This is a genomic window from Parahaemophilus parainfluenzae, from assembly GCF_001053575.1.
Classification (GTDB): domain Bacteria; phylum Pseudomonadota; class Gammaproteobacteria; order Enterobacterales; family Pasteurellaceae; genus Haemophilus_D; species Haemophilus_D parainfluenzae_S.
Genome location: NZ_JVSL01000040.1, coordinates 101930 through 128363, shown reverse-complemented (window position 1 = coordinate 128363; position 26434 = coordinate 101930). Strand labels below are relative to the sequence as shown.

General features: G+C 39.6%; 24 protein-coding genes, 3 tRNA genes, 1 pseudogene and 1 other annotated feature. Of the genes and pseudogenes, 22 read left to right on the top strand and 6 right to left on the bottom strand.

The features are described 5' to 3' along the window. Positions 1 to 17 precede the first annotated feature (17 nt). From galK to murA, 13 genes are all read left to right on the top strand, one after another. Positions 18 to 1172, top strand: coding sequence for a galactokinase (gene galK / locus AC979_RS09355; protein ID WP_049373955.1), 1155 nt, complete (start codon positions 18 to 20; stop codon positions 1170 to 1172). Continuing rightward, on the top strand, positions 1166 to 2191 hold the full coding sequence (gene galM, locus AC979_RS09350; RefSeq protein WP_049373954.1) for a galactose-1-epimerase: 1026 nt from the start codon (positions 1166 to 1168) through the stop codon (positions 2189 to 2191). Before galK ends, galM begins: the two co-directional genes overlap by 7 nt. A gap of 135 nt (positions 2192 to 2326) precedes the next feature. After that, positions 2327 to 2740 (top strand): hypothetical protein, encoded by a 414-nt coding sequence (locus AC979_RS10100; protein ID WP_053085714.1) that lies wholly within the window; start codon positions 2327 to 2329, stop codon positions 2738 to 2740. Positions 2741 to 2775: 35 nt separating this feature from the next. Continuing rightward, on the top strand, positions 2776 to 3573 hold the full coding sequence (locus tag AC979_RS10410; RefSeq protein ID WP_065420568.1) for a DUF5376 family protein: 798 nt from the start codon (positions 2776 to 2778) through the stop codon (positions 3571 to 3573). Positions 3574 to 3762: 189 nt separating this feature from the next. Continuing rightward, complete coding sequence (gene corC / locus AC979_RS09330; RefSeq protein WP_049371519.1) at positions 3763 to 4659, top strand: CNNM family magnesium/cobalt transport protein CorC; 897 nt, start codon at positions 3763 to 3765, stop codon at positions 4657 to 4659. A gap of 73 nt (positions 4660 to 4732) precedes the next feature. Continuing rightward, positions 4733 to 6265, top strand: a complete 1533-nt coding sequence (lnt, locus tag AC979_RS09325) for an apolipoprotein N-acyltransferase (protein WP_049373967.1) — start codon at positions 4733 to 4735, stop codon at positions 6263 to 6265. 72 nt (positions 6266 to 6337) lie between these two features. Next, complete coding sequence (gene mlaF, locus AC979_RS09320) at positions 6338 to 7132, top strand: phospholipid ABC transporter ATP-binding protein MlaF (RefSeq protein ID WP_049373952.1); 795 nt, start codon at positions 6338 to 6340, stop codon at positions 7130 to 7132. Further along, a complete protein-coding gene (mlaE, locus tag AC979_RS09315; RefSeq protein WP_049373951.1) occupies positions 7129 to 7914 on the top strand; it encodes a lipid asymmetry maintenance ABC transporter permease subunit MlaE in 786 nt (261 codons plus the stop codon). Before mlaF ends, mlaE begins: the two co-directional genes overlap by 4 nt. A gap of 12 nt (positions 7915 to 7926) precedes the next feature. After that, positions 7927 to 8433 (top strand): outer membrane lipid asymmetry maintenance protein MlaD, encoded by a 507-nt coding sequence (gene mlaD, locus AC979_RS09310; protein WP_049373950.1) that lies wholly within the window; start codon positions 7927 to 7929, stop codon positions 8431 to 8433. Between the two features lie 21 nt (positions 8434 to 8454). Continuing rightward, positions 8455 to 9102 (top strand): phospholipid-binding protein MlaC, encoded by a 648-nt coding sequence (gene mlaC, locus AC979_RS09305; protein WP_049373949.1) that lies wholly within the window; start codon positions 8455 to 8457, stop codon positions 9100 to 9102. A 4-nt stretch (positions 9103 to 9106) separates the two neighbouring features. Then, the gene (locus tag AC979_RS09300; protein ID WP_049373948.1) at positions 9107 to 9442 is read left to right on the top strand and encodes an STAS domain-containing protein; all 336 of its coding nucleotides are present in this window, start codon (positions 9107 to 9109) and stop codon (positions 9440 to 9442) included. Positions 9443 to 9455: 13 nt separating this feature from the next. Then, entirely contained in the window at positions 9456 to 9713 is a 258-nt protein-coding gene (locus AC979_RS09295; protein ID WP_049373947.1) for a BolA family protein, read from the top strand. 8 nt (positions 9714 to 9721) lie between these two features. Further along, on the top strand, positions 9722 to 11002 hold the full coding sequence (gene murA, locus AC979_RS09290) for a UDP-N-acetylglucosamine 1-carboxyvinyltransferase (RefSeq protein ID WP_049373946.1): 1281 nt from the start codon (positions 9722 to 9724) through the stop codon (positions 11000 to 11002). Positions 11003 to 11058: 56 nt separating this feature from the next. On the opposite strand, the gene AC979_RS09285 is transcribed toward murA, so the two are convergent. Next, positions 11059 to 11763: a YggS family pyridoxal phosphate-dependent enzyme gene (locus tag AC979_RS09285; RefSeq protein WP_049373945.1), complete on the bottom strand. Its 705-nt coding sequence runs from the start codon at positions 11761 to 11763 to the stop codon at positions 11059 to 11061. A 163-nt stretch (positions 11764 to 11926) separates the two neighbouring features. Beyond that, positions 11927 to 12042: a sequence feature (Thr leader region), on the top strand. A 31-nt stretch (positions 12043 to 12073) separates the two neighbouring features. Here AC979_RS09285 and thrA point away from each other — a divergent pair. From thrA to thrC, 3 genes are all read left to right on the top strand, one after another. Further along, positions 12074 to 14521 (top strand): bifunctional aspartate kinase/homoserine dehydrogenase I, encoded by a 2448-nt coding sequence (gene thrA / locus AC979_RS09280; protein ID WP_049373944.1) that lies wholly within the window; start codon positions 12074 to 12076, stop codon positions 14519 to 14521. Positions 14522 to 14533: 12 nt separating this feature from the next. Continuing rightward, positions 14534 to 15478, top strand: a complete 945-nt coding sequence (thrB, locus tag AC979_RS09275; protein ID WP_005697139.1) for a homoserine kinase — start codon at positions 14534 to 14536, stop codon at positions 15476 to 15478. A gap of 77 nt (positions 15479 to 15555) precedes the next feature. Continuing rightward, positions 15556 to 16830, top strand: a complete 1275-nt coding sequence (gene thrC / locus AC979_RS09270) for a threonine synthase (RefSeq protein WP_049373943.1) — start codon at positions 15556 to 15558, stop codon at positions 16828 to 16830. A gap of 80 nt (positions 16831 to 16910) precedes the next feature. On the opposite strand, the gene AC979_RS09265 is transcribed toward thrC, so the two are convergent. Continuing rightward, a complete protein-coding gene (locus AC979_RS09265; RefSeq protein ID WP_049373942.1) occupies positions 16911 to 18404 on the bottom strand; it encodes a PTS transporter subunit EIIC in 1494 nt (497 codons plus the stop codon). Between the two features lie 172 nt (positions 18405 to 18576). Here AC979_RS09265 and AC979_RS09260 point away from each other — a divergent pair, with 172 nt between their 5' ends. The 4 genes and pseudogenes from AC979_RS09260 to AC979_RS09245 all read left to right on the top strand — a co-directional run bounded on the left by AC979_RS09260 (position 18577) and on the right by AC979_RS09245 (position 23162). Continuing rightward, positions 18577 to 19287 carry a 4'-phosphopantetheinyl transferase family protein gene (locus tag AC979_RS09260; protein ID WP_049373941.1) on the top strand — a complete coding sequence of 237 codons (711 nt, stop codon included), beginning with the start codon at positions 18577 to 18579 and terminating at the stop codon, positions 19285 to 19287. Between the two features lie 128 nt (positions 19288 to 19415). Continuing rightward, entirely contained in the window at positions 19416 to 20657 is a 1242-nt protein-coding gene (hflK, locus tag AC979_RS09255) for an FtsH protease activity modulator HflK (RefSeq protein ID WP_049373940.1), read from the top strand. Beyond that, a complete protein-coding gene (hflC, locus tag AC979_RS09250) occupies positions 20657 to 21544 on the top strand; it encodes a protease modulator HflC (RefSeq protein WP_049373939.1) in 888 nt (295 codons plus the stop codon). Before hflK ends, hflC begins: the two co-directional genes overlap by 1 nt. 229 nt (positions 21545 to 21773) lie before the next feature. Continuing rightward, positions 21774 to 23162, top strand: a pseudogene (locus AC979_RS09245) (cytochrome-c peroxidase). A gap of 159 nt (positions 23163 to 23321) precedes the next feature. Here AC979_RS09245 and AC979_RS09240 read toward each other — a convergent pair. From AC979_RS09240 to AC979_RS09230, 3 genes are all read right to left on the bottom strand, one after another. After that, positions 23322 to 23408 (bottom strand) — tRNA-Leu (locus tag AC979_RS09240). Between the two features lie 28 nt (positions 23409 to 23436). Beyond that, positions 23437 to 23510 (bottom strand) — tRNA-Cys (locus AC979_RS09235). 7 nt (positions 23511 to 23517) lie between these two features. Further along, positions 23518 to 23593, bottom strand: a tRNA-Gly gene (locus tag AC979_RS09230). Between the two features lie 255 nt (positions 23594 to 23848). Between AC979_RS09230 and AC979_RS09225 the strand changes: the two genes are divergently transcribed. Both AC979_RS09225 and trxA read left to right on the top strand, forming a co-directional pair. Then, positions 23849 to 24958, top strand: a complete 1110-nt coding sequence (locus AC979_RS09225; RefSeq protein ID WP_049373938.1) for a methionine biosynthesis PLP-dependent protein — start codon at positions 23849 to 23851, stop codon at positions 24956 to 24958. Between the two features lie 117 nt (positions 24959 to 25075). After that, positions 25076 to 25399, top strand: coding sequence for a thioredoxin (gene trxA, locus AC979_RS09220; protein WP_005696559.1), 324 nt, complete (start codon positions 25076 to 25078; stop codon positions 25397 to 25399). Positions 25400 to 25452: 53 nt separating this feature from the next. On the opposite strand, the gene AC979_RS09215 is transcribed toward trxA, so the two are convergent. Beyond that, positions 25453 to 26262, bottom strand: a complete 810-nt coding sequence (locus AC979_RS09215) for a DNA ligase (protein WP_049373937.1) — start codon at positions 26260 to 26262, stop codon at positions 25453 to 25455. Between the last annotated feature and the right edge of the window lie 172 nt (positions 26263 to 26434).

The window sequence follows — 26434 nt, the reverse complement described above, 5'->3', positions numbered from 1 at the left end:
AGATAAAGGAAAATAATATGACTCCAGTCCAAAAATCCCAACACATTTTTACGCAAAAATATAACAAGCAACCTGAACTGACCGTGTATGCGCCTGGTCGTGTAAACATTATCGGCGAACATACGGATTACAACGATGGCTTTGTGATGCCTTGTGCGATCAATTATGGTACAGCCATTGCGGGATCAAAACGTGCTGATCATATTTGGAATGTTTATGCCGCAGATCTTGATCTTGAGGATAGCTTTTCTCTTAATGAAGATTTCCCTCAAAGTGAGCAAAAATGGGCGAATTATGTGCGCGGTGTCGTGAAATTTATTCAAGAACGCTGCCCGCAATTTAAACAAGGCGCTGATTTAGTCATTTCAGGAAATGTGCCACATTCTTCTGGTTTAAGTTCTTCGGCAGCGCTTGAAGTGGCGACGGGTAAGTTCTGCCAACAACTCAGTGATTTACCTTTAACACATACAGAAATTGCTTTAATTGGTCAAAAAGCTGAAAACAAATTTGTAGGCGCCAATTGCGGGAACATGGATCAACTGATTTCTGCGTTAGGACAAAAAGATCATCTCTTAATGATTGATTGCCGTAGCTTAGAAACACAGCCAACACCGGTACCGAAAGATGTCGCTGTTATTATTGTGAACTCAAATGTACCGCATGATTTGGTGACAGGTGAATACAACACACGCCGCTGGCAATGTGAAAAAGCCGCAGAGTTTTTTGGCGTAAAAGCCTTACGTGATGTATCAGTAGAAGAATTCCAAAAAAGAGAAGCAGAATTGATCGCACTTAATGCTTTAGTGGCTAAACGTGCACGCCATGTGGTGACTGAAAACCAACGTGTACTTGATGCCGTTGAAGCATTAAAACATAACGATTTAACAAAATTAGGCGAATTAATGGGGCAATCTCACGAGTCCATGCGTGATGATTTCGAGATTACTGTGCCACAAATTGATTATCTTGTGGAACTCGCTCAATTAGTCATTGGTAAAACCGGTGGTGCGAGAATGACCGGCGGTGGTTTTGGTGGCTGTATTGTAGCTCTTGCACCTCATGATAAAGTTGAAGAAGTGCGTAAAATTATTGCTGATAATTATGAGAAACAAACAGGTTTAAAAGAAGATTTCTACGTTTGCACTGCCTCACAAGGGGTAAGTCTATGCTAGGAAAAACGGCGTTCAATGCACCAGATGGACAGCCTTATCAACTTGTTCAACTCACCAATTCAAATGGCATGACTGTGCAATTTATGGATTGGGGAGCCACTTGGCTTTCTTGTAAAGTCCCAGTGAATGGTGAGTTGCGAGAAGTGTTACTCGGCTGCAAAGTGGAGGATTATCCTCATCAAACTGCTTATTTGGGTGTAAGCGTAGGACGCTATGCGAACCGTATTGCTAACGCCCAATTTGAATTAGGTGAGGGAACAATCCAGCTGGTTGCGAATCAAGGCAAACATCAATTACATGGTGGCAAAGAAGGCTTTGATAAACGCCGTTGGAAAGTCGAAGAGTGCGGTCAGAATTTTGTGCGTTTTTCTCTTGTGTCTCCTGATGGAGATCAAGGTTTTGAAGGTAATCTACAAGTTAATGTGCTTTACACACTGACCGATGAAAATAGCGTAAAAATTGAATACGAAGCAGAAAGCGATAAAGATACTGCGCTTAACTTAACGAACCACGCTTATTTCAATTTAGAAAATGCTGAACAGGGTAGTGATGTGAGAAATCATACATTACGCCTTAATGCGGATTTCTATTTACCGGTTGATGGCGAAGGCATCCCAAATTCACCACTTAAACATGTGGTGAATACCAGCTTTGATTTTCGAGTGGCAAAACCAATCGCACAAGATTTCCAACAAGGCGATCAAGTGGTAACAAAAGGTTACGATCATTCCTTTATCGTCAATAAAGCATGGCAAAAACCTTGCGTATTATTGACTTCCCCTAGTGAAGATTTAAGCCTTGAAGTACTCACATCCCAAGCCTCGTTACAGGTTTATACGGGAAATTATCTTGCGGGCACCTCAACTCGTGAAGGTGATATTTATCAAGATTTCAGCGGCATAGCCCTTGAAACGCAATGCCTTCCCGATACCCCAAACCACCCAGAATGGCAAAATTATGGCGGTATTCAAAAAGCAGGTGAACGCTATTACCAGTGGACTGAGTTTAGGTTTAAATAGGTAATCTCTGAAAGTGCGGTTAAAAACTATTGTGTTTTTAACCGCACTTTGTTTATATGTAATTGCATAAAATGTATAAAAAATACATTAATTGTATTTAATTCGTAATATTTTACTATAGGTGAAAAATCACAAATGAAAAGCACCTTTGAAAAAACGATGCTTAAAATATCTAAAGGAAGTAATACAGGATTTTTCCCTGTTTATTTTGGATATGTTGATAATGATCAATGCCAAATATCCTTTGAATGTTTTGATATGAAAATTTGTATTGTAGAGGATAATTTTTGGGATTGTTTATCTAGATTAAAAAAACAATATCCTGATATATTGTTACATTGTAAAGGATATAAACGAAATGCTTATCCATCGCGCATGCTACTACAGATGGGAAAAGCTGTAAAAGTATATGAATACAAACTTGGTAAACAAGCTACATTTGAAGATTTAGTTTTTATTTTTTCTCCTGAAGATAGTGAACTGACTTCTTCCGTAGATGAACAAATTGTGTTTTTTAATAAATGGATTAATTCATTAGACAACAAGTAAAATGTTCTAAGTATTTATCCTATAAGAGGACAATAATGATAGTTGAATTTGGATATTATGATTATTTTGGCAAGCTAGCTCCTATCTGTGCAACTAAGGATTCGTTATTTGATTCAAGTGTTATAACTACATATATATCAACATTAAATGAGATAGATATTGTTCGCCTTGTTTTAGATGACTTAAAAAATTTAGATCTCACATGGGAATATATCGGCACGGAAGCTTTTGATGCCTATATCGATCATGATAGGGTGAAAGTGGGTTTCGATCTTTTAGATGGATACGATGAATATGATGAAATTGATGATGAAAGAGATCATACAGAGTATTTAATCCCTCGTAAGGAACTGACTTATCTTTTAGAAAGATGGTTGGCATTCATACAAAAACCAATAACAGAACCGAACTACATAGAAATTGTTGATTCAATTGAATTTGGATATTGTGATTCTTCTGGCAAACTAGCGCCTAGGTGTGTAGCTAAAGATTCGTCAGACAATGCAAGAAGAGCTATAGCCACATATATATTAACATTAAATGACATAGATATTGTTCGTCTTGTTTTAGATGATTTAAAAAATTCAGAACTCACATGGAAATATATCGGCACGGAAGCTTTTGATGCCTTTATCGATCATAATAGGGTTAAATTGGGTTTCGATCTTCTAGATAAATGCGATGAAATTGATGATGAAAGCGAGCATACAGAGTATTTAATACCTCGTAAGAAACTAACTTACCTTTTAGAAAGATGGTTGGCGTTCATACAAAAACCAATACCAGATCCGAACTACGTAGAAATTATTGATTCAGAGGATGCTTATAAATAAGCGTGAGTTATGGAAGCTCCTTCTACCTGCAGAAGGAATCATAACAACAGTTAAAATTGAAGTGCGGTTAAAAATTGTTATGTTTTTAACCGCACTTTATTTTCAGCCATTTAGCTTAAGTTTTTTGCGATTTTTGTCAAAATATGCTACTTTTTACGCAGTCAATCCGACAGTAACACATTTAATTTTATGAACGAAGAACATTCGAGTAATCAAACTGAAACAACTAAAAAATCTTTTTTCCAATCACTTATTGGCCGCTTTTTCCAAGGTGAGCTGAAAAACCGTGAAGAACTCGTGGAAGTGATTCGCGATTCAGAACAAAACGATTTAATCGATCAAAACACTCGTGAAATGATTGAAGGGGTAATGGAAATCGCTGAGCTTCGAGTACGCGATATTATGATTCCACGCTCGCAAATCGTATTTATTGAATCAAATCAAGATCTTGATGCGTGTTTGAACACGATTATTGAATCTGCACATTCACGTTTTCCTGTTATTGCTGATGCGGATGATCGTGATAACGTTGCAGGTATTTTGCATGCAAAAGATTTACTCCGATTTTTACGTGAAGATGCAGAAGCCTTTGATCTTTCAGCCTTACTTCGTCCAGCCATTGTTGTGCCGGAAAGTAAGCGTGTGGATAGAATGTTAAAAGAGTTCCGCTCAGAACGTTTCCATATGGCGATTGTGGTGGATGAGTTTGGTGCGGTATCGGGTCTTGTCACCATAGAGGACGTACTAGAACAAATTGTTGGTGATATTGAAGACGAGTTCGATGAGGAAGATGTCGCAGATATTCGTCAGCTTTCTCGCCATACTTATGCGGTGCGTGCACTAACGGATATTGATGATTTTAATGCGCAATTTAATACGCATTTTGATGATGAAGAAGTGGATACCATTGGCGGTTTGATTATGCAAGCTTTTGGGTATTTGCCTAAGCGAGGTGAAGAAATTACCTTAGAAAATATTCAATTTAAAGTAACTTCTGCCGATAGTCGCCGTTTGATTCAGGTACGCGTAACTGTGCCGGATGAGCATTTATCGGATATGGAAGGCGTGGAAGAGCAAGCTGAATAAGTTGCTCAGTTGACCGTATTCTTAGCCCCCTCTTTGCTGAAGAGGGGGAATGTTTTTTTATAGTATGGATAAAATGAATAAATTTTTGATTTATCTTATTGCCCTGATTTCTGGTGTGATTGGTGTGTTTGCCTTTTCACCGTTTGATTATTGGGGATTAGCCTATGTATCCTTGGGCGGATTGCTTTTTGTGGCAAAAAATGCCAAAAAATCAACCGCACTTTTGGCTACCTTTTTATGGTCGATGGGCTTTTTCTGTTTTGGTGTAAGTTGGTTAAATGTCAGCATTCATCAATTTGGTGGCGCTTCCCTTGGCGTGAGTTATCTCTTGGTGGGCCTGCTTTCTGCTTACCTTGCACTTTATCCAATGCTTTTCACTTATTTAGTGCAGCGTTTTCAGGTACAAAGTGCGGTCATTTTTGCCGCGATTTGGACATTGACTGAATTCTTGCGCGGTTGGGTGTTTACCGGTTTTCCATGGTTGCAATTTGGTTATACCCAAATCGACAGTCCGTTCTACGGGATCGCGCCGATCTTTGGTGTCACGGGTCTGACATTCTTTACCGTTTGGGCAAGTGCGGTCATTTTTAATTTTATTTTTGCCCTATCGAAAAAACAATGGAATTTAGTCGGTGTGAATGCATTGCTATTATTGGTTGTGGGTGGATTAAGTGCTTATGCAGGTAAGGTAAATTTTGTTCAACCCAAAGAAGATAAAGGACTAACTGTCACGCTTGCACAAGGTAATATTGAGCAAAATTTAAAATGGGATCCTGAATATCTTTATGCCACAGTGGACATCTATCAAAAACAAATTTTGGCGCATTTAGGCAAGTCTGATTTGATTATTTTACCCGAGTCAGCATTGCCAACCCTTGAAAATGCGATTACGCCATTTTTTGACGCTTTAGATAAAGTCGCGAAAGAGAAAAACACAGAAGTGATGATTGGTACCGTATATCGTGATGAGCAAAGTGGTAAATTATTAAATTCGATTGTGACGGCAGGGAATCCTGATTTTCCTTATGAGCTGACGACAAAAAATCGTTACAGCAAACATCATCTCGTCCCATTTGGTGAATATGTGCCGTTAGAAAGTTTGTTGCGTCCACTTAATTCCGTATTTAATTTGCCAATGTCTGCGTTCCAAAGTGGCGATGCTGTACAGCCATCTTTTATGGCAAAACAACATGCTTTTGCGCCAGCTATTTGTTATGAAATTATTTTTGGTGAGCAACTTCGTGAAAATCTGAAAAAAGAAACAGATTATTTGCTGACGATTTCTAATGATGCATGGTTTGGTGATAGCATTGGCCCTTGGCAACATTTGCAAATGGCTAGAATGCGTGCGCTCGAATTAGGCAAACCATTAATTCGTGCAACGAATACGGGTATTTCAGTGTTTATTGATGCAAAAGGTAACATCGAAGCGCAAGCGCCTCAATTTAAGGAAACAACGCTGACCCATAAAATGGTGCCAACAGAAGGCAAAACGCCTTATGCAGCATTAGGTAATTTACCTATTTATGTGTTGTCATTGATTTTTGTGTTATTACGTGGCTTCATGACGTTATTAAAACGTCGCTTGAACCTTTCACAAAAATAGCAGTCAAAACGACCGCACTTTTTTAACGTGAGAGAAAAATAAATTTCTTCTTATAAAACCAATGAGATTTTAATGAATAAAAATCTAATCGAAGTCAAAAACCTGACCTTTAAACGAGGTGAGCGTGTGATTTACGATAACCTGAATTTGAAAGTCCAACAGGGCAAAATTACGGCCATCATGGGGCCATCGGGGATCGGGAAAACTACGCTACTGAAATTAATTGGCGGTCAGTTGCATCCTGAACAAGGCGAGATTTTGTTTGATGGACAAGATATTTGTCGTCTTTCAAATCGAGAGCTTTATGAAGTGCGTAAACGCATGGGAATGTTATTCCAATCAGGTGCATTATTTACGGATATTTCCACATTTGATAACGTAGCATTTCCGATTCGCGAGCATACACGCTTGCCAGAAAGTCTAATTCGTCAAATTGTATTGATGAAATTAGAAGCAGTGGGCTTACGCGGTGCGGCAGACTTAATGCCTTCGGAGCTTTCTGGTGGGATGGCGCGTCGTGCAGCATTGGCTCGAGCAATTGCACTTGATCCTGATTTAATCATGTTTGATGAGCCGTTTACGGGGCAAGATCCAATCAGCATGGGCGTGATCGTGAGCTTAATTAAACGCTTGAATGAAGCACTGAATTTAACCTCTATTGTGGTTTCCCATGATGTGCAGGAAGTATTAAGTATTGCGGATTATGCCTATATTATTGCGGATAAACATGTGATTGCCGAAGGAACATCAGAGCAACTGCTCGCGAGCCAAGATCCGCAAGTGGTGCAGTTCTTGAAAGGTGAAGCGGATGGTCCGGTAAAATTCCATTATCCGGCAGGTGATTATGTGGAGGAATTATTTAAATGATTGTTGATATGATTTCTTCACTTGGGCGAAGCGTGATCAAATTTTTCCGTGCATTAGGCCGCTCCGGCTTTATGCTGTTTGGTGCGTTAGTCGGTAAGCCACAAATTCGTAAACATTTTCCTTTATTAGTGAAACAATTACACGTATTAGGTGTACAGTCTTTATTAATTATACTGCTTTCAGGTTTATTTATTGGTATGGTGTTAGGCTTACAAGGCTATGTAGTCTTAGTTGACTTTTCTGCAGAAACCAGCCTTGGACAACTTGTAGCACTATCTTTATTACGCGAATTAGGCCCAGTAGTGACCGCACTTTTATTTGCGGGGCGAGCAGGTTCGGCGTTAACGGCTGAAATTGGCTTAATGAAAGCCACAGAACAACTTTCCAGCCTTGAAATGATGGCAGTCGATCCACTACGTCGTGTGATTGCACCGCGTTTTTGGGCGGGCTTGATTGCGATGCCAATTCTTGCGCTTCTCTTTACCGCGATTGGCATTTGGGGCGGTGCGCTTGTCGGCGTAGACTGGAAAGGTGTCGATGCAGGTAGCTTCTGGTCAGTAATGCAAAATGCTGTCAGTTGGAGCTATGACATTCTAAATGGATTTATTAAAAGCGTATTTTTCGCCATTGCGGTAGTGTGGATTGCGTTATTCAATGGTTATGATTGTGTTCCGACATCAGAAGGTATCAGTCAAGCCACAACCAGAACAGTTGTCCACGCATCACTTGTGGTACTTGGGCTCGATTTCATCTTAACTGCCATTATGTTTGGGGCAGGCTAATAGGGTATTTTTATGCGACAAACAATTAAATATGAATTTTGGGTAGGCTTATTTTTACTACTCGGTATTGCTGCGTTAGTGTTTCTAGGCTTACGCGTAGCAAACGTACAAGGTTTTGGTGAAACAAAATCTTACACAGTGACTGCAACTTTTGACAATATTGGTGGACTAAAAGTCCGTGCACCACTTAAACTTGGTGGGGTAGTCATTGGTCGCGTATCTGACATTACGTTGGACGAAAAATCTTACTTGCCAAAAGTAAGCATTGCGATTAATGAAGAATATAAAGAAATTCCGGAAAACAGTTCGTTATCGATCAAAACATCGGGATTATTAGGCGAGCAATATATCGCCTTAAGTATGGGCTTTGATGATGGTGAAACCGCGATGTTAAAAAACGGTAGCCAAATTCAAGACACTAAATCCGCAATGGTATTGGAAGATTTAATCGGTCAGTTCCTTTACGGTGATAAAAAAGCCGACGGCAATGCTGATAAAGCAGAACCTGAAGCCAAATAATAATCTTTATTTAGGAGATTTATGATGAAATTTACTCAGTTTAAAAAATGGTTTAGCGTAATGGCATTTGCCGTGACTGCACTTTTTGTGACTCAAACTGTACGTGCAGAAACAAGCCCTTATGTGTTGATGCAACAAGCATCAGATAAGTTATTTGTCGATATCAAAAACAATCAGGCAAAAATTAAAAAGGATCCAAACTATTTACGTACCATCGTGCGTAACGATTTATTACCTTACGTACAAGTAAACTATGCAGGTTCTTTGGTGTTAGGTTCACACTTTAAATCAACCACACCAGAACAACGTGAAAAATTCTTTAAAGCATTCAGCGATTTTATCGAGCAAGCTTATGCGCAAGTGTTAACCGCTTACACTGATCAAAATATTCAAATTGAACCAGCTAAAGAAGTAGGTGATAAAAACCTAGTGAGCATTCGTGTTAATATTGTACAAAATGGTGGACAAGCTCCAATCAAATTAGATTTCAAATGGCGTAAAAACAGTAAAACTGGCGAATGGCAAGCTTATGACATGGTTGCAGAAGGCGTGAGCATGGTTGTCACCAAACAAAACGAATGGAGCGGTATTTTACGTCAACAAGGTATTGATGCTTTAACAGCTCAAATTCAAAAATCTGCTGCAGCACCCGTGACATTGAGCAAATAAGCGAATGACTGCGTTAAAGTGGGATTTAATCCAAAATAATGATAAGATAGCTCTCCAATTATCGGGGGAGCTATCCCGCAACACGTTGTTACCATTATGGCAGCAACGTGCTTCTTTTTTATTAGAAAAGCTAGCGAATCAAAGTACCATTGAATTTGATTTAACGAATATTAAACGAATTGATTCGGCTGGTTTTGCATTATTGTGTGATTTTCTACATGATAGTGAGCAGTTACCAAATAAAAAAGTGCGGTTGATAAATCCGCCGGAACAGTTATTAACCCTTGCTGATTTAGTGAATTTATCTCATTGGATTAGCACTTTTATCGATCATAATTAAAACGGAAATCCGAATGGAATTGCAAAAAATTGAACGTATTTTAAAAGAAAGCCTGAATGTAGATGAGGTTTATGCTCAAGGTGAAAATGCTCACTTTGGTGTGATTGTAGTGAGTGATGAAATCTCAGCACTTTCTAAATTAAAACAGCAACAAACCATCTACGCGCCATTAATGCCTTACTTTCAAACTGGCGAAATTCACGCTTTAACTATTAAAACCTATACCACAGCAAAGTGGAAAATGGATCGTCTATTACATCAAGCAAGCTAGGATTTTCTATGGAAAAATTTCGTGTTTATGGCGGGCAATCTCGCTTAAGTGGTACTGTAACCATCTCTGGTGCAAAAAATGCTGCACTTCCTATTCTTTTTGCTGCAATTTTGGCAACTGAGCCGGTTAAATTAACAAACGTACCAGAACTAAAAGATATTGATACCACTTTAAAAATCTTACGCAAACTTGGCGTTGTGGCAGAGCGTGATGCTGAGGGGGCAGTATTATTAGATTGTTCTAAAATTGATCACTTCGTTGCGCCGTATGAATTAGTAAAAACCATGCGTGCTTCTATTTGGGCATTAGCACCGTTGGTGGCTCGTTTTAACCAAGGTCAAGTTTCTTTACCAGGCGGTTGTTCTATCGGTGCGCGTCCGGTTGATCTTCACATTAGTGGCTTAGAAAAACTCGGTGCAACGATTGAGCTGGATGAAGGTTATGTAAAAGCGGTTGTTGCTGATCGTCTTGTAGGTACGCGTATTGTGATGGAAAAAGTGAGCGTTGGCGCGACTTTATCTATCATGATGGCTGCAACACTTGCAAAAGGCACAACAACCATTGAAAACGCAGCACGCGAGCCAGAAATTGTTGATACTGCAGATTTCCTCAACAAAATGGGTGCGAAAATTACAGGTGCAGGCTCTGATCATATTGTCATTGAAGGCGTAGATCGTTTAACTGGTTGTGAACATAGCGTGGTTCCAGATCGTATTGAAACCGGTACATTCTTAATTGCTGGTGCCATTTCTGGTGGTCGTGTGGTATGTAAAAATACTAAAGCGGATACCATGGATGCGGTGATTGATAAACTTCGTGAAGCGGGTGCAGAAGTTGAAGTCACAGAAGATAGCATTACATTGGATATGCATGGCAATCGTCCGAAAGCTGTCAATATTCGTACTGCACCACACCCAGGTTTCCCAACAGATATGCAAGCTCAGTTCACCTTGTTAAACATGGTGGCAGAAGGTACAAGTATCATCACTGAAACCATCTTTGAAAACCGCTTTATGCATATTCCAGAATTAATTCGTATGGGTGGTAAAGCTGAGATTGAAGGTAATACTGCAGTGTGTCATGGTGTTGAGCATCTTTCTGGTGCAGAAGTGATGGCAACAGATTTACGCGCATCAATCAGCCTTGTATTAGCAGGTTGTATTGCAAGTGGTGAAACCATTGTAGATCGTATTTATCACATCGATCGTGGTTATGAACACGTTGAAGATAAACTTCGTTGCTTAGGTGCGAAGATTGAACGTTTCTCTGAAAAGAGCGAAGAAGTTTAATTAAATCCAGATAAAAAAGAGCGGTCAATTTTGACCGCTTTTTTATTTTCTATTCATTATTTTTTCGAATAATCTCTCGCCCCAAAAATGGCTGTACCAATGCGAACCATGGTTGAGCCACATTTGATGGCAGTTTGCATATCATCGGTCATTCCCATCGAAAGCGTATCAATTTGTTGATGAGGGAAAGCGACTTTCAATTGCTCAAATAATTGTTCCATTTGGCTAAAAGCCGCTTCTTGTTCAGCAATATTATCTGTTGGTGCAGGGATCGCCATTAATCCACGTAAACGTAAGTGCGGTAGATTTTCGATGTGTTTTGCAAGCTCAATCATTTCATCCGGTTGAATACCTGATTTACTCGCTTCGTCACTGATATTAATTTGGATTAAAACATTCAGAGGGGCTTTATTGGTAGGGCGTTGTTCATTTAAACGATCAGCAATTTTTGCACGTTCTAGCGTTTGCATCCAATCGAAATGTTCGGCCACAAGACGCGTTTTATTGGATTGTAATGGACCAATAAAATGCCATTCAAGCTGAATATTCTGTGCTTCAAAATACTGAATTTTATCTACACCTTCTTGAACGTAGTTCTCCCCAAATGCTTTTTGTCCTGCATGATAGGCTTCTAAAATCGCTTCATTGGGTTTCGTTTTAGAAACTGCTAATAAAGTGACCGCACTTTCAGGGCGATGTGCAAGTTGAGTGGAGGTTTGGATTTTTTGATGGATGGTTTCGAGTGCTTGTTGAATTGTCATAATTCCCTTCCTGACCAATGTGAAACTCTCTTCATTCTACACCAAAGCGATGATTTTTAGAAAAAATCTTCATTTTTTCAATTTTGTGTTTGACAAGCCCGCGCTTTTTCGGTATTTCTAAACACATCTTTTTTTCAAGGTTAAAACACAATGAAAAATAACCGCACTTTCACGATTACCACCATTATTATGACCATTACGACAATTAATGGGGCGGGTTAGTGCGTAACAAACAGGATCAAGAAAACCCGCATTCAGTCTAGTGCGGGTTTTTTAGTATTTAAAAATCACAACATCTGAGGATATTATCATGCGCGTATTAAAATTTGGAGGCACTTCATTAGCCAACCCTGAGCGTTTCTCGCAAGCGGCTCAATTAATCGAAAAAGCTCATTTGGAAGAGCAGGCTGCCGGTGTCTTATCTGCTCCTGCAAAAATTACTAACCATCTTGTTGCCCTCTCTGAAAAAGCCGCATTAAACCAACCTACTGATACCCACTTTAACGAAGCCATTGAGATTTTTTATAACATCATTAATGGTTTACACGCTGAAAATAATAAATTTGATCTTGCTGGCACCAAAGCCCTCATTGATGCAGAATTTGCCCAAATTAAAGGTTTATTAGAAGAAATCCGCCAAGCTGGAAAAGTAGAAGATAAAGTTAAAGCAACCATCGATTGCCGTGGTGAAAAATTATCGATTGCCATGATGAAAGCGTGGTTTGAAGCACGTGGATATAGTGTTCACATTGTTGATCCTGTTAAGCAATTATTAGCACAAGGTGGTTACTTAGAATCTTCAGTTGATATTGACGAATCGACAAAACGCGTTGATGCGAAAAGTATCGGTAAAGATAAAGTCGTTTTAATGGCCGGTTTTACCGCATGTAATGATAAAGGTGAATTAGTGTTATTAGGCCGTAATGGTTCTGATTATTCAGCCGCTTGTTTAGCCGCTTGTTTAGATGCGTCTGTTTGTGAAATTTGGACTGATGTGGATGGCGTTTATACTTGTGACCCTCGTTTAGTGCCAGATGCTCGTTTATTACCAAGCCTTTCTTATCGTGAAGCGATGGAGCTTTCTTATTTTGGTGCGAAAGTGATCCATCCACGTACAATTGGTCCATTATTGCCAAAACAAATCCCTTGTGTGATTAAAAACACCGGTAATTCATCTGCACCTGGTTCAATAATCGATGGTCATGTGAAATCTGAAGGGTTACAAGTGAAAGGGATTACTAACCTTGACAACGTGGCAATGTTTAATGTTTCAGGCCCTGGTATGCAAGGTATGGTGGGGATGGCAGCTCGCGTATTTTCAGCGATGTCAAAAGCGGGTATTTCAGTTATTTTAATTACGCAATCGTCCTCTGAATACAGCATTAGTTTCTGTGTGCCTGTTAAATCAGCGGATGCAGCGAAAGCGATTTTAGAACAAGAGTTTGCGACAGAATTAAAAGCGCATGACTTAGAACCAATTGAAGTCGCAAAAGATCTATCTATCATCTCAGTTGTAGGAGATGGTATGAAACAAGCTAAAGGTATCGCAGCTCGTTTCTTCTCTGCCTTAGCACAAGCGAATATCAGCTTAGTTGCAATTGCACAAGGTTCTTCTGAGCGTTCAATTTCAGCGGTAGTGGCTCAAAACAAAGCAATTGAAGCTGTGAAAGCCACTCACCAAGCGCTTTTTAATAACAAAAAAGTTGTTGATATGTTTCTAGTCGGCGTCGGTGGCGTTGGTGGTGAGTTAATTGAACAAATTAAACACCAAAAAGAATACCTCGCAAAGAAGGACATTGAAATCCGTGTTTGTGCCTTAGCGAATTCAACAAAAATGCTTTTGGATGAAAACGGGTTGAATTTAGATAATTGGAAAGCGGATCTTGAAAATGCAACCCAACCTTCTGATTTCGATGTGTTGTTATCTTTCATTAAATTGCATCACGTGGTGAATCCAGTCTTCGTAGATTGTACAACGGCTGAATCGGTCGCAGGACTTTATGCACGTGCGTTAAAAGAAGGCTTCCATGTGGTCACTCCAAATAAAAAAGCGAATACCCGTGAATTAGCCTATTACCACGAATTACGTCGCAATGCACAAGCGAGCCAACATAAATTCCTATACGAAACCAACGTAGGCGCTGGTTTACCGGTTATCGAAAACTTACAGAACTTATTGGCAGCTGGTGATGAGCTTGAGTATTTTGAAGGCATTTTATCGGGCTCACTTTCTTTCATCTTCGGCAAATTAGAAGAAGGACTTTCTCTTTCAGAAGTGACCGCACTTGCTCGTGAAAAAGGCTTTACAGAGCCCGATCCTCGTGATGATTTATCGGGGCAAGATGTGGCACGTAAATTGCTTATTTTAGCGCGTGAAGCAGGGTTAGAACTTGAGCTTTCTGATGTGGAAGTGGAAGGCGTGTTACCGAAAGGCTTCTCTGAAGGCAAATCAGCTGATGAATTTATGGCGATGTTGCCACAATTAGATGCGGAATTTAAAGCACGCGTTGAAGCTGCGAAAGCAGAAGGCAAAGTATTGCGTTACGTAGGACAAATTAAAGATGGTCACTGCAAGGTATCAATCATCGCTGTGGATCAAAATAATCCATTGTATAAGGTGAAAGACGGTGAAAATGCCCTTGCATTCTACACGCGTTATTATCAACCAATTCCGTTGTTATTACGTGGTTACGGTGCGGGTAATGCAGTGACTGCAGCGGGCATCTTTGCTGATATTTTAAGAACATTACACCACTAAGAAGGACATAATATGTTAAGAATTTATGCTCCGGCATCGAGTGCAAATATTAGTGTAGGGTTTGACACATTAGGCGCAGCCATTTCACCGATTGATGGTTCATTATTAGGTGATGTCGTACAGATTGAGTCTATTCCAAGTGGTTTTGAACTCGAAAGTGCGGGCTATTTTGTGCGTAAATTGCCAAAAGAGCCGCAAAAAAATATCGTGTATCAGGCCTATGTACTGTTTAGTGAGCAATTAAAATTACGCAATGTGAGAGTTAAACCATTGCGTTTGACCCTTGAGAAAAATATGCCGATTGGTTCGGGATTGGGTTCAAGTGCGTGCTCTATCGTGGCTGCATTAGTGGCATTAAATAAATTCCACGATGAACCATTCTCAAAAATGGAACTGTTAGAAATGATGGGAGAGCTAGAAGGTCGTATTTCTGGTTCAATCCATTATGATAACGTTGCGCCTTGTTATCTCGGTGGTGTGCAATTTATGGTACAATCCCTTGGTAACATTTGCCAAAAGCTGCCATTTTTTGATAATTGGTATTGGGTCTTAGCTTACCCTGGCATTGAGGTTTCAACTGCTGAAGCGCGTGCAATTTTACCGAAAAGCTACACGCGTCAAGATGTGATTTCCCATGGTCGTCATTTAGGTGGCTTTGTGCACGCGTGTCACACGCATCAAGAAAATCTTGCAGCGATGATGATGAAAGATGTGATAGCAGAACCTTATCGTGAGGCTTTATTACCAAACTTCGCGGAAGTGAAACAAGCTACGCGTGATTTAGGCGCGTTAGCGACGGGGATTTCAGGCTCTGGACCAACGATTTTCTCCATCGCACCTGATTTACAAACGGCAACAAAATTGGCGACTTATTTAGAAAATCATTATTTACAAAACAATGAAGGCTTTGTTCATGTTTGTAAGGTCGATAATGACGGCGCGAGAGAGCTAGGTTAAGCAGTCAATCATTTTCCCCTCTTCTTATTAAGAGGGGAATAACATTTTATTAAAACTCTATAATTAACGGATATACAATGAATTTGTACAATATCAAACACCCTGAAGAACAAGTGAATTTTGCGCAAGCAGTACGTCAAGGACTTGGTAAAGATCAAGGTTTGTTCTTTCCGGAAACAATCCCCGCTTTAACCAATATTGACGAGTTATTATCCTTACCATTGGTTGAACGTAGCCAAAAAATTCTTGGCGCATTAATCGGTGAAGAATTACCGAAAGCCACACTAGATGCAATGGTGAAAAATGCATTTACTTTTCCTGCACCGTTAGAAAAAGTAGAAGACAATATTTATGCCCTTGAATTATTCCACGGTCCAACTTTAGCATTTAAAGACTTTGGTGGTCGTTTTATGGCGCAGGCACTTGCTGCAGTACGTGGTGATGGCAAAATTACCATTTTAACAGCAACATCTGGAGATACCGGTGCGGCAGTTGCCCATGCATTTTATGGGTTGGAAAATATCAATGTGGTGATTTTATATCCGAAAGGCAAAATCAGCCCATTACAAGAAAAACTATTCTGTACTTTAGGTGGGAATATCCGCACTGTTGCGATTAATGGCGATTTCGATGCGTGCCAAGCGTTAGTCAAACAAGCGTTTGATGATGCCGAATTACGTCAAGCAATTGGTTTAAACTCAGCAAACTCCATCAACATTAGCCGTTTATTAGCACAAGTTTGTTATTACTTTGAAGCGGTGGCGCAGTTACCAAAAGAAAAACGTGATAATGTCGTGGTTTCTGTACCAAGTGGTAACTTTGGTAACTTAACCGCAGGTTTAATTGCGAAAACATTAGGTTTACCAATTAAACGCTTTATTGCATCAACCAATGCGAACGACACAGTGCCGCGTTATTTAGAATCAGGTAACTGGGCACCTAAAGCGACTGTAGCCACGCTTTCTAATGCGATGGATGTAAGTCGTCCGAACAACTGGCCGCGTGTAGAAGAACTATTCAAACGCAATGGCTGGAATTTAAGTGATTTAGGTTCAGGTATGTTAAGTGATGGCGAAACAGAAGAAACCTTAAAAGCGATGTACGCAAAAGGTTATTTATGTGAACCACACGGTGCGATTGCCTATCAAGTATTGAAAGACCAACTTAAAGCGGATGAAACCGGTATTTTCTTATGCACGGCACATCCTGCGAAATTTAAAGAGTCTGTGGAGCGTATTCTTTCGCTCGATCTTCCATTGCCGGAAGCGTTGGATAAACACAATAAATTACCATTACTTTCTGATGAAATGGATGACGATTTTGCACAATTACGTGCATATTTGTTGAAATAATAAAAAAGTGCGGTTGATTTTGACCGCACTTTTGTTTTATTACTCAAAAGGGCGGGATAAACGCCCTTTATTTTTAGGAGTTAATCTTCTTTTCCTAAGATTTGATTCACTTCACTCTTATAGAGTACGGCTTTAGCACCGAAAATAGCCTGTACGCCACCGCCGACTTCAAGCACATCAATCGCGCCTAATTTTTTCAATGTGGCTTTATCAACAGCTTTCACGTCCTTAACAGAAACACGTAAGCGAGTAATACACGCATCCACGTTTTCAATATTTTCAGCACTACCTAATGCTGCAATAATTTTATGTGCATTTTCTGTAAGTGAGCTAGTTTCTTGTTCTACATTTTCTTCGGTTTCTTCACTGCGTCCTGGCGTCATCACATTAAAGATGCGAATCAAGAAAACGAAAGAGAAATAATAGAGCAGAGCCCAAGGAATACCGACGAAAATGACACGCAACCAATGGGTGTTTTCATCACCTTGTAAGATACCAAAGAGCAAGAAATCAATAAAACCACCAGAGAAAGTATTCCCAATAGAGATATTTAAATAATCGGCAATAAAGAAAGACACCCCATCTAAGAATGCGTGGAATACATAAAGCCATGGTGCAACAAACAAGAACATAAACTCGATTGGTTCAGTAATCCCAGTAATGAATGATGTTAGGGCTGCACCAAGGAATAAGCCGCCAATTTGTGCACGACGTTTTTTCGGTACACAGTGATACATGGCTAAACAGGCAGCTGGTAAGCCAAACATCATGGTATCAAAACGGCCGGCAAAGAAACGGGTTCCTTCAGTAAATAACCCGTGGTGATTTGGATCCGCTAATTGAGCAAAAAAGATTTTTTGTGCACCAACAATCATCTCACCATTGACCATTTCCACACCGCCTAATTCAGAGTACCAAAACAGTGGGTAAATCATGTGATGTAAGCCAACCGCACCAGATAATCGCATTAAGAAACCGTATAAGAATGTTCCAAATGTTCCCATGGATGCGATGCTTTTACCTGCGGATACGAGCCATTGCTGGAAAGTTGGCCAAATGAGGAAGAAAACTAATCCAACGAAAATAGCTGAAAAAGCAGTCACAATTGGCACAAAGCGAGAACCACCAAAGAAACCTAATACTTGTGGTAATTGGATGTTGTGATAGCGATTGTGTAATTTAACGGTAATCAAGCCCATCACCAATGCGCCAATTACACCCGTATCAATGCTTTTTACATCAGGAGAGAAAATCGGAATTAATGCGGCAATGGTACCCGTCATAATGAGATAACCGACAACCGCAGCGAGAGCAGCAACGCCTTTGTCACGTTTGGCTAATCCTATACCTAAACCAATGCACAATAATAAGGCTAAATTAGCGAACACCACGCTACCGGCTGCAGACATGATCTGAAACAGGCCTTGCAGAGCCTCATTATTTAAAATTGGATAAGCTTGCACCGTTGCTTTATTGGAAAGCGCCCCACCAATCCCGAGTAAAAGACCTGCAGCAGGCAAAATAGCAATCGGCAACATGAATGCCTTACCGACTTGTTGAAGTTGTTTAAACATAGAACCTCCTGTGATTACTTTTTTGAAATGTAACGTATTTGATAAGAAAAATCTGTGAAACTGCTCACAGTTTCAATCTAACACCTTGCTTTGATGAGTTTTAGCTTATGTTGGCGTGCGGTGGATTTCCTTTTATAATGCAATCAAACTTGCGTGTTTATTCATTATTTTTATGACAACTTTTATTGCCTACGCCAATATTCAACAACCTTTTCCTTTTGATGAAATTCCTAGAGGGCTCGTCCCTGAAAATTTGTGTACAGAACCGCTGGGAAATTCTCGGATAACGCAACGGCATCAATGCCGTCGATTGGCGCATTTTTTACTTTGGCAGTTGCTAAAAACAGCAGAAAAATCAACCGCACTTTTAGGGCGAATTTATCGTACACAAAGTGACAGACCACAATTTCCCGTCGAGAATATTGATTTTAATATTAGTCACTCTGGTGATTGGGTTGCTGTATTGCTGCATATTAATGAATCAGAAAAAAGTGCAGTCGGTATTGATATTGAATTACCCAAAAAACGGAATTTTTCTGCGCTCATGGCTCATTTTGCGCCACAAGCAGAACAAGATTGGTTTGCTAAACAGCCTGATGCAGACCTGGCCTTTTATCGTTGTTGGTGTTTGCGTGAAGCTGTATTGAAATCACAAGGCGTAGGAATAGTGAAGTTATCAAGTGTGACGCATTTGCCAGAACAACTGCAGATCTTTTCAGATTATTGTCCGAAAGGTAAGTTGATTTTTACAGATGAATTGCCTTTTTACTTTGCGGCATTTATAAATCAGTCAAAAATTCAACCGCACTTTTATCACTGGGATGGAAAAAAATTACTCGAAAAAAATATAAAAAAATCCTTGATTTACCAAGTAAATGAATAAAAGAAAATCCTTGAAAATATTCAAGGATTTTTTATTTTATAAAACTTGATTCGCCACTTGTATTTTCATAGACTAACCCCATTTATTTCGATAAACTCATTAAAATTTTTAGACAAATGGAGTACGTAATGTCGCAAAACGGTCCAGATCAAGATCCTTGGGGTAAACCGGGACAGAGCAGCGGTCCAAAACAGTCAGATAATTCATCAGATAAGCAAAATGAAAATGGCTGGGGCTCGCGAGACAATAAAAATCAGGAGCAATCACCACCAGATATTGAAGAAGTATTCAATAATCTGTTGAAAAAATTAGGTGGGGGTAATAAAAAAGGCGGTTCAAATAATACTTCACCGAATATACCTTCATTCAATTTAGGTAAAATTTTACCGATCGCCGCGGTGATCGGGGGAATTATTTGGGGAGCAAGCGGTTTTTACACCATTAAAGAAGCGGAACGAGGTGTGACGTTACGTTTTGGCGAGTTTCATTCTATCGTTCAACCAGGTTTAAACTGGAAGCCAACCTTTGTTGATAAAGTAATTCCAGTGAATGTAGAACAAGTTCGTGAGCTTAAAACGCAAGGTGCGATGTTAACCAAAGATGAAAACATGGTTAAAGTGGAAATGACTGTACAATATCGCGTGCAAAATCCAGAAAAATACTTGTTTAGCGTGAGTAATGCAGATAATAGTCTTGGACAAGCAACTGACAGCGCACTTCGTTATGTGATTGGTCATATGACCATGAATGATGTGCTGACAACGGGTCGTGCCGTGGTGCGTGAAGATACGTGGAAAGCATTGAACGATATTATCAAACCTTATGATATGGGACTTGAAGTGATTGACGTGAACTTCCAATCCGCACGTCCGCCAGAAGAGGTGAAAGATGCTTTCGATGATGCGATTAAAGCACAGGAAGACGAACAACGTTACATTCGTGAGGCAGAAGCCTATGCCCGCGAGAAAGAGCCAATCGCTCGTGGTGATGCACAGCGTATTGTTGAAGAAGCAACTGCTTATAAAGATCGTGTTGTGCTTGATGCACAAGGGGAAGTAGAACGTTTACAACGTCTTCTACCTGAATTTAAAGCTGCGCCTGATTTGTTAAAAGAGCGTCTTTATATTCAAACCATGGAAAAAGTCATGGCAAATACGCCGAAAGTCATGTTAGATGCAAATAATGGTAACAATTTAACCGTATTACCATTAGAACAATTAATGGGTAAAAAAGCGGCTCAACCGACCACTACAACGCCTGAAAGTGCGGTCAGTTCTGCACCTGTTTCAACACAGGAACGTCGTGTAGAAACGCAAACGGCTCAACCAGTTCAATCAAATGAAGGCATTCGCCAAGGGAGATTTAACTAATGCGTAAATTTTTACTTCCGATTATTGTGGTGATTGCTGCGGTGCTATATTCCAGCGTCGTGGTTGTAACTGAGGGCACTCGTGGCATCATGTTGCGTTTTAACAAAGTACAACGTGATGCAGAAAACAAAGTAGTGGTGTATGAACCAGGTTTGCATTTCAAATTGCCTTTAATTGATAGCATTAAAGTGCTTGATGCGCGTATTCGTACCCTTGATGGTTCAGCTACTCGTTTTGTGACAGTCGAGAAAAAAGACTTGTTGGTAGATTCCTATGTGAAATGGAAAATCAGCGATTTCGGTCGTTTCTATACAGCAACGGGTGGTGGCGATTATAACCAAGCTGCAAGCTTATTAAGCCGTAAAGTGAATGACCGTCTGCGTTCAGAAATAGGTACTCGTACAATTAAAGATATCGTTTCAGGTACACGTGGTGAATTAATGGCGGGGGCGAAAAAAGCGTTAAATTCAGGGCAGGATAGTACCTCTGAATTAGGGATTGAAGTCGTCGATGTTCGCGTAAAACAAATCAATTTACCGGATGAAGTTTCTTCTTCGATTTACCAACGTATGCGTGCGGAACGTGATGCCGTTGCTCGTGAACATCGTTCACAAGGTAAAGAAAAAGCAGCGTTCATTCAAGCAGACGTGGATCGTAAAGTGACCCTAATCTTAGCGAATGCAAATAAAACAGCACAAGAATTACGAGGTAATGGTGATGCGGCAGCGGCAAAACTATATTCTCAAGCTTTTGCCCAAGAACCACAGTTTTATAGCTTTATTCGTAGCTTAAAAGCCTATGAAAGCAGCTTTGAAGGTTCAGATAATATGATGATTTTGAAACCTGATAGTGATTTCTTCCGCTTTATGCAAGCGCCAAAGAAATAAACAAGAGATAATAAAAGCAAAGTGCGGTTAGAAATAACCGCATTTTTTATTGCTTAATTTTAGGGGAATTCTCACTTATAAGATAAAAAGGCCTTTAATGCAATCAATCGAATCCATAGCCAAAGTTAATTAAATCCATACAAAATATAAGCCAATTTTTTGGCATAATCACCTTACTTTAAGCTTTACGTTTCTTTTTATGTTTATTGATCGTTTGGAGGATTATTAGATGAAAAAACTGATTATTGGCGGTGCAGCCATTGCTATCTTAGGTTATTTGGGCGTTGTGGGGTATCTACACCAATTTGATAAAGAGAATTAGACCCAACTTTTAATGGAAAATCGCTATACTGGCGAACAAGAAAAAGTGGCAAAAGCCTTATTTGATAATAGCTGCCAATATTGCCATAGTCCAAACACACCTCTTCCATTTTATTCAAAATTCCCGATTGTGGGTGATGAAATGCAATCGGATATTCAAAGTGGGCTTCGTGCTTTCCGCCTAGATCGTTTACTTGAAGGTTTAAAAGATCCGAGCAAATTATCCCAAGCTGATTTAGCAAAACTACAGCGTGTGCTTGAAAATAATGAAATGCCAATTGCTAAATTCAGACATCTTCACTGGGGAAGTAAACCAGATGAGCAAGAAAAAGTGGCATTGCTTAACTGGATTCGTGAAGCACGTAAAATGTCTTTACCAAAAGAAACACCCAATGTTGATGCAGATCGTTTAGTGCAACCGATTCCAGACAGTATTGCAACAGATGAAGCAAAAGTCACGTTAGGCCATGATCTTTTCTTTGATGGTCGTTTATCAGGCGATGGTTCTATTCAATGTCACACTTGTCACCAATTAGATAAAGGTGGTGTGGATAGACTTGAAACCTCAACAGGGATTGAAGGTAAAAAAGGTCCAATTAACGCACCAACCGTATTTAATGCTGCGTTTAACTTTGTGCAATTCTGGGATGGCCGGGCGGCAGATCTAGCTGATCAAGCGAAAGGTCCTCCAACAAATCCAGTAGAAATGGGCTCGCATTCGTGGGATGACATCGTGGCACGTTTTGAAATGGATGAAGAATTTAAAAAAGAATTCTTAAAAGAATATCCACAAGTGACGAAAGAAACCTTAACTCATGCGATTGGTGAATATGAAAAAACATTAATTACACCAAATAGTGATTTCGACCGTTATTTAAAAGGGGATAAAACAGCGTTAACCGAGCAACAAGTTCGCGGTTATGAATTATTCAAACAGCATAAATGCGATACTTGCCATACAGGTGTAGCAATGGGTGGACAATCTTATGAATACATGGGACTTTACGGCGATTACTTTAAAGATCGTGGTACGCCATTAACTGATGCTGATGAAGGTCGCTTTGCTCAAACTAAAGATCCTTTCGATATGCATCGCTTCAAAGTGCCAACCTTGCGCAATGTCGCGCTTACTGCACCATATTTCCATGATGCCTCAGCAAAAGAATTAAAAGATGCTGTGAGTGCAATGTTGAAATATCAAAGTAATGTGAAACAGCCTGCTCAAAAAGATGTTGAAGATATCACGTCTTTCTTAGAAAGTCTGACAGGTGAGTTTAAAGGTGAAAAATTAAAATAATCCTTTGAGCGATAAATAGAAACGACCGCAAGTGCGGTCGTTTTTTTGTGCGTTTTGGTTAGATACCAAGTCGTAAATGACTTAGTCAAAAAACAGAAAAGCTAAATTTTAGGCATAAAAAAAGCCGCTTACGCGACAATCTTCTTTTTATATTTAAAATGGTGCCCGAAGCCAGACTTGAACTGGCACGCCTCGAAAGGCGAGGGATTTTAAATCCCTTGTGTCTACCGATTCCACCACTCGGGCATCGAGTGATTAACTAACTGCGTGGTTATGGAGGCGTGTCCCGGAGTCGAACCGAGCTACATGGATTTGCAATCCAGTGCATAACCGCTTTGCTAACACGCCGTTAGTTTGGAGCGGGAAACGAGGCTCGAACTCGCGACCCCGACCTTGGCAAGGTCGTGCTCTACCAACTGAGCTATTCCCGCATACGCTGTTAGTGCGGTGAATTTTACGGAAATTTTAAATTCTGTCAATCGAAGATCTGAAAAAAAAATTCAAATGTTGAAAAAATCTTCGTTTCGGTTGAAATTACAGCAAAATCTGACACAAGAATATAATTTTAGCTTAGTTTTCAATTTCTACTTTTATCGTGATTGGGTTTGTGACAAAATTGGAGCGCTTTGTTCGCCATTAAATCAAGAAAAGCGCGGTCAAATTTTTGCATGTTTTAGAGGTAAATTATGACACAACAATATTCTATCGATACATTATTAGCTCAAGCGGGAAATCGCAGTGATGAGCGCACTGGTGCAGTTTCTACGCCAATTTATCTTTCAACAGCTTATGGCCACCATGGGATTGGTGAAAGTACCGGGTTTGATTATACGCGTACGAAAAATCCAACGCGTACTGTTTTAGAAGATACCGTAGCCAAATTAGAAAATGGTGATCGTGGTTTTGCCTTTTCCTCCGGCATGGCGGCAATTCAAGTGTTAATGAATCTATTCAAAGGCCCAGATGAATGGATTTTATCAAGTGATGTATATGGTGGAACATATCGTTTATTGGATTTTGCTTATAAAAATAACAACAGCGTAAAACCCGTTTATGTGAATACCTCTTCTTTAGCTGAAATTGAAGCGGCTATTACAGCAAATACAAAAGCAATTTTTATTGAAACTCCATCAAATCCATTAATGGAGGAGTGTGATGTGGCAGAAATTGCAAAATTAGCGAAAAAACACAATTTATTAATGATTGTGGATAATACCTTCTTAACCCCTGTACTATCTCGTCCATTAGATTTAGGCGCGGATATTGTAATCCACAGTGGCACAAAATATATTGCGGGTCATAATGATAGCTTGGTGGGCTTGATTATTGCAAAAGGACAAGAACTTTGTGATCGTATCGCCTATATTCAAAATGGTGCAGGTGCCGTACTTTCGCCATTTGATTCTTGGTTAACCGTGCGTGGAATGAAAACCCTTTCATTACGTATGAAACGCCATCAAGACAATGCGAAGGCGATTGCGGAATTTTTACGTGAACAACCACAAATTGATAGCGTGTTATATCCAAATAAAGGCGGTATGCTGTCTTTCCGTTTGAAAGATGAAAATTGGGTAAATACGTTCTTAAAATCAATCAAGTTGATTACCTTTGCGGAAAGCTTAGGCGGTACAGAAAGTTTTATTACCTATCCTGCAACCCAAACTCATATGGATATTCCTGAAGCAGAACGTGTCGCCCGTGGTATTACAAACACATTGTTGCGTTTTTCTGTTGGTTTAGAAGATGTGGAAGACATCAAGGCCGATTTATTACAGGCATTTGCACAACTTAAATAATTAGTTTTTATCAATCGGACTAATCTGTGCAATTCAATATGCCTTGTGCTATTATGCACAACATCAATTAACGTTAGGTGTTGATTCGTCAACGTCTTATTAGATAAGGAAACAAAAATGAGCGAAGTATTACATATTAATGATGCAGATTTTGAAACTACTGTTGTGCAATCTGATATTCCAGTATTAGTGGATTTCTGGGCGCCATGGTGTGGCCCTTGCAAAATGATTGCGCCAATTTTAGATGAAATCGCACCTGAATTCGCAGGTAAAGCAAAAATCGTTAAAATCAACGTAGATGACAACCAGTTAGTTGCAGGTCAATTTGGTGTACGTAGTATCCCAACTTTACTACTTTTCAAAAATGGCCAACTTGTTGCCACACAAGTGGGTGCATTACCAAAAAATCAATTAGCGGCGTTTATTAATCAACACCTATAATTGAGTTATTAAACATAAAGAGCGGTCAAAAATAGTGATGTTTTTGACCGCTCTTATTTTTTCTCTCGCCAATAAGTGGCAAAACGAGGTTTTCCAGAATTAGTTAATCCACGATATTTGTAGGTAATCGTGCTACCAATAGGCGGTGGATTTTCGCGCTCACTCAGATTAAATCCTGAACCGATTTTAAATTTTCCCCGATGATTTTCACAGGTGAGCGATCCGAGTATATTCTCAAATTGGCCTTTCCCTTTGTGATGTGCTATCACGGTACATTCTTCATCATAAGTGCTTTTTAACTTTAAAATTTGTGTACTGCGTTTTCTTTCGTAAGGCGCATGAGGATTACGTAATACAATCCCTTCACCTTTTTTCCTTTCAATTTCATGCAAATACTCGAATAAATGTGTTTTATCTCGTATCGGAATTTGCGGAATAATCTTGATATAAGGCGTAGGGTGATCTTTCAAATAATCTTCTAAGATTTTGAGACGTTCAAAGAGATTGCCTGATGCATTAGGCACATCAAAAACATAAAGTGTTAATTTTGCCCAATTATCACCTTTAAAGGATTTCGTGATAGAAGCAATTTCTTCAAATTGATTACGTTCACTAAAGAGTTCACCATCAATGGCAAAAGGCGGAAATTGAGCAATAAAATAGGTCGGCGCAGGCAAGGGCAGTCCTTGACGACTTAATAATGTTTTGCCATCCCAATAACCTCGTACCCCATCTAATTTTTCAGACATCACCCAACCTTGAATATCTTGGTTTTCATAAGTGCCTAATAGCATTAAATCACGCTCATTTGCCCAGGTTATTTGACTGAATAGAAGGCAAAGTAATAAATAAACTACTCGCATAATCTCTCCTTTTTTAATTTATTGAGTTTAAAAAGTGCGGTCATTTTTTACAGCGTTTTTAATTGAATCTGTGATTAGTATCGCAAAATAATGAGAACTAAGCAGGAAAATAGAGAGGTAAGAAAGATCGCTAGATTATTTAAAATGAACGCTATACAATGCCAACGCTATC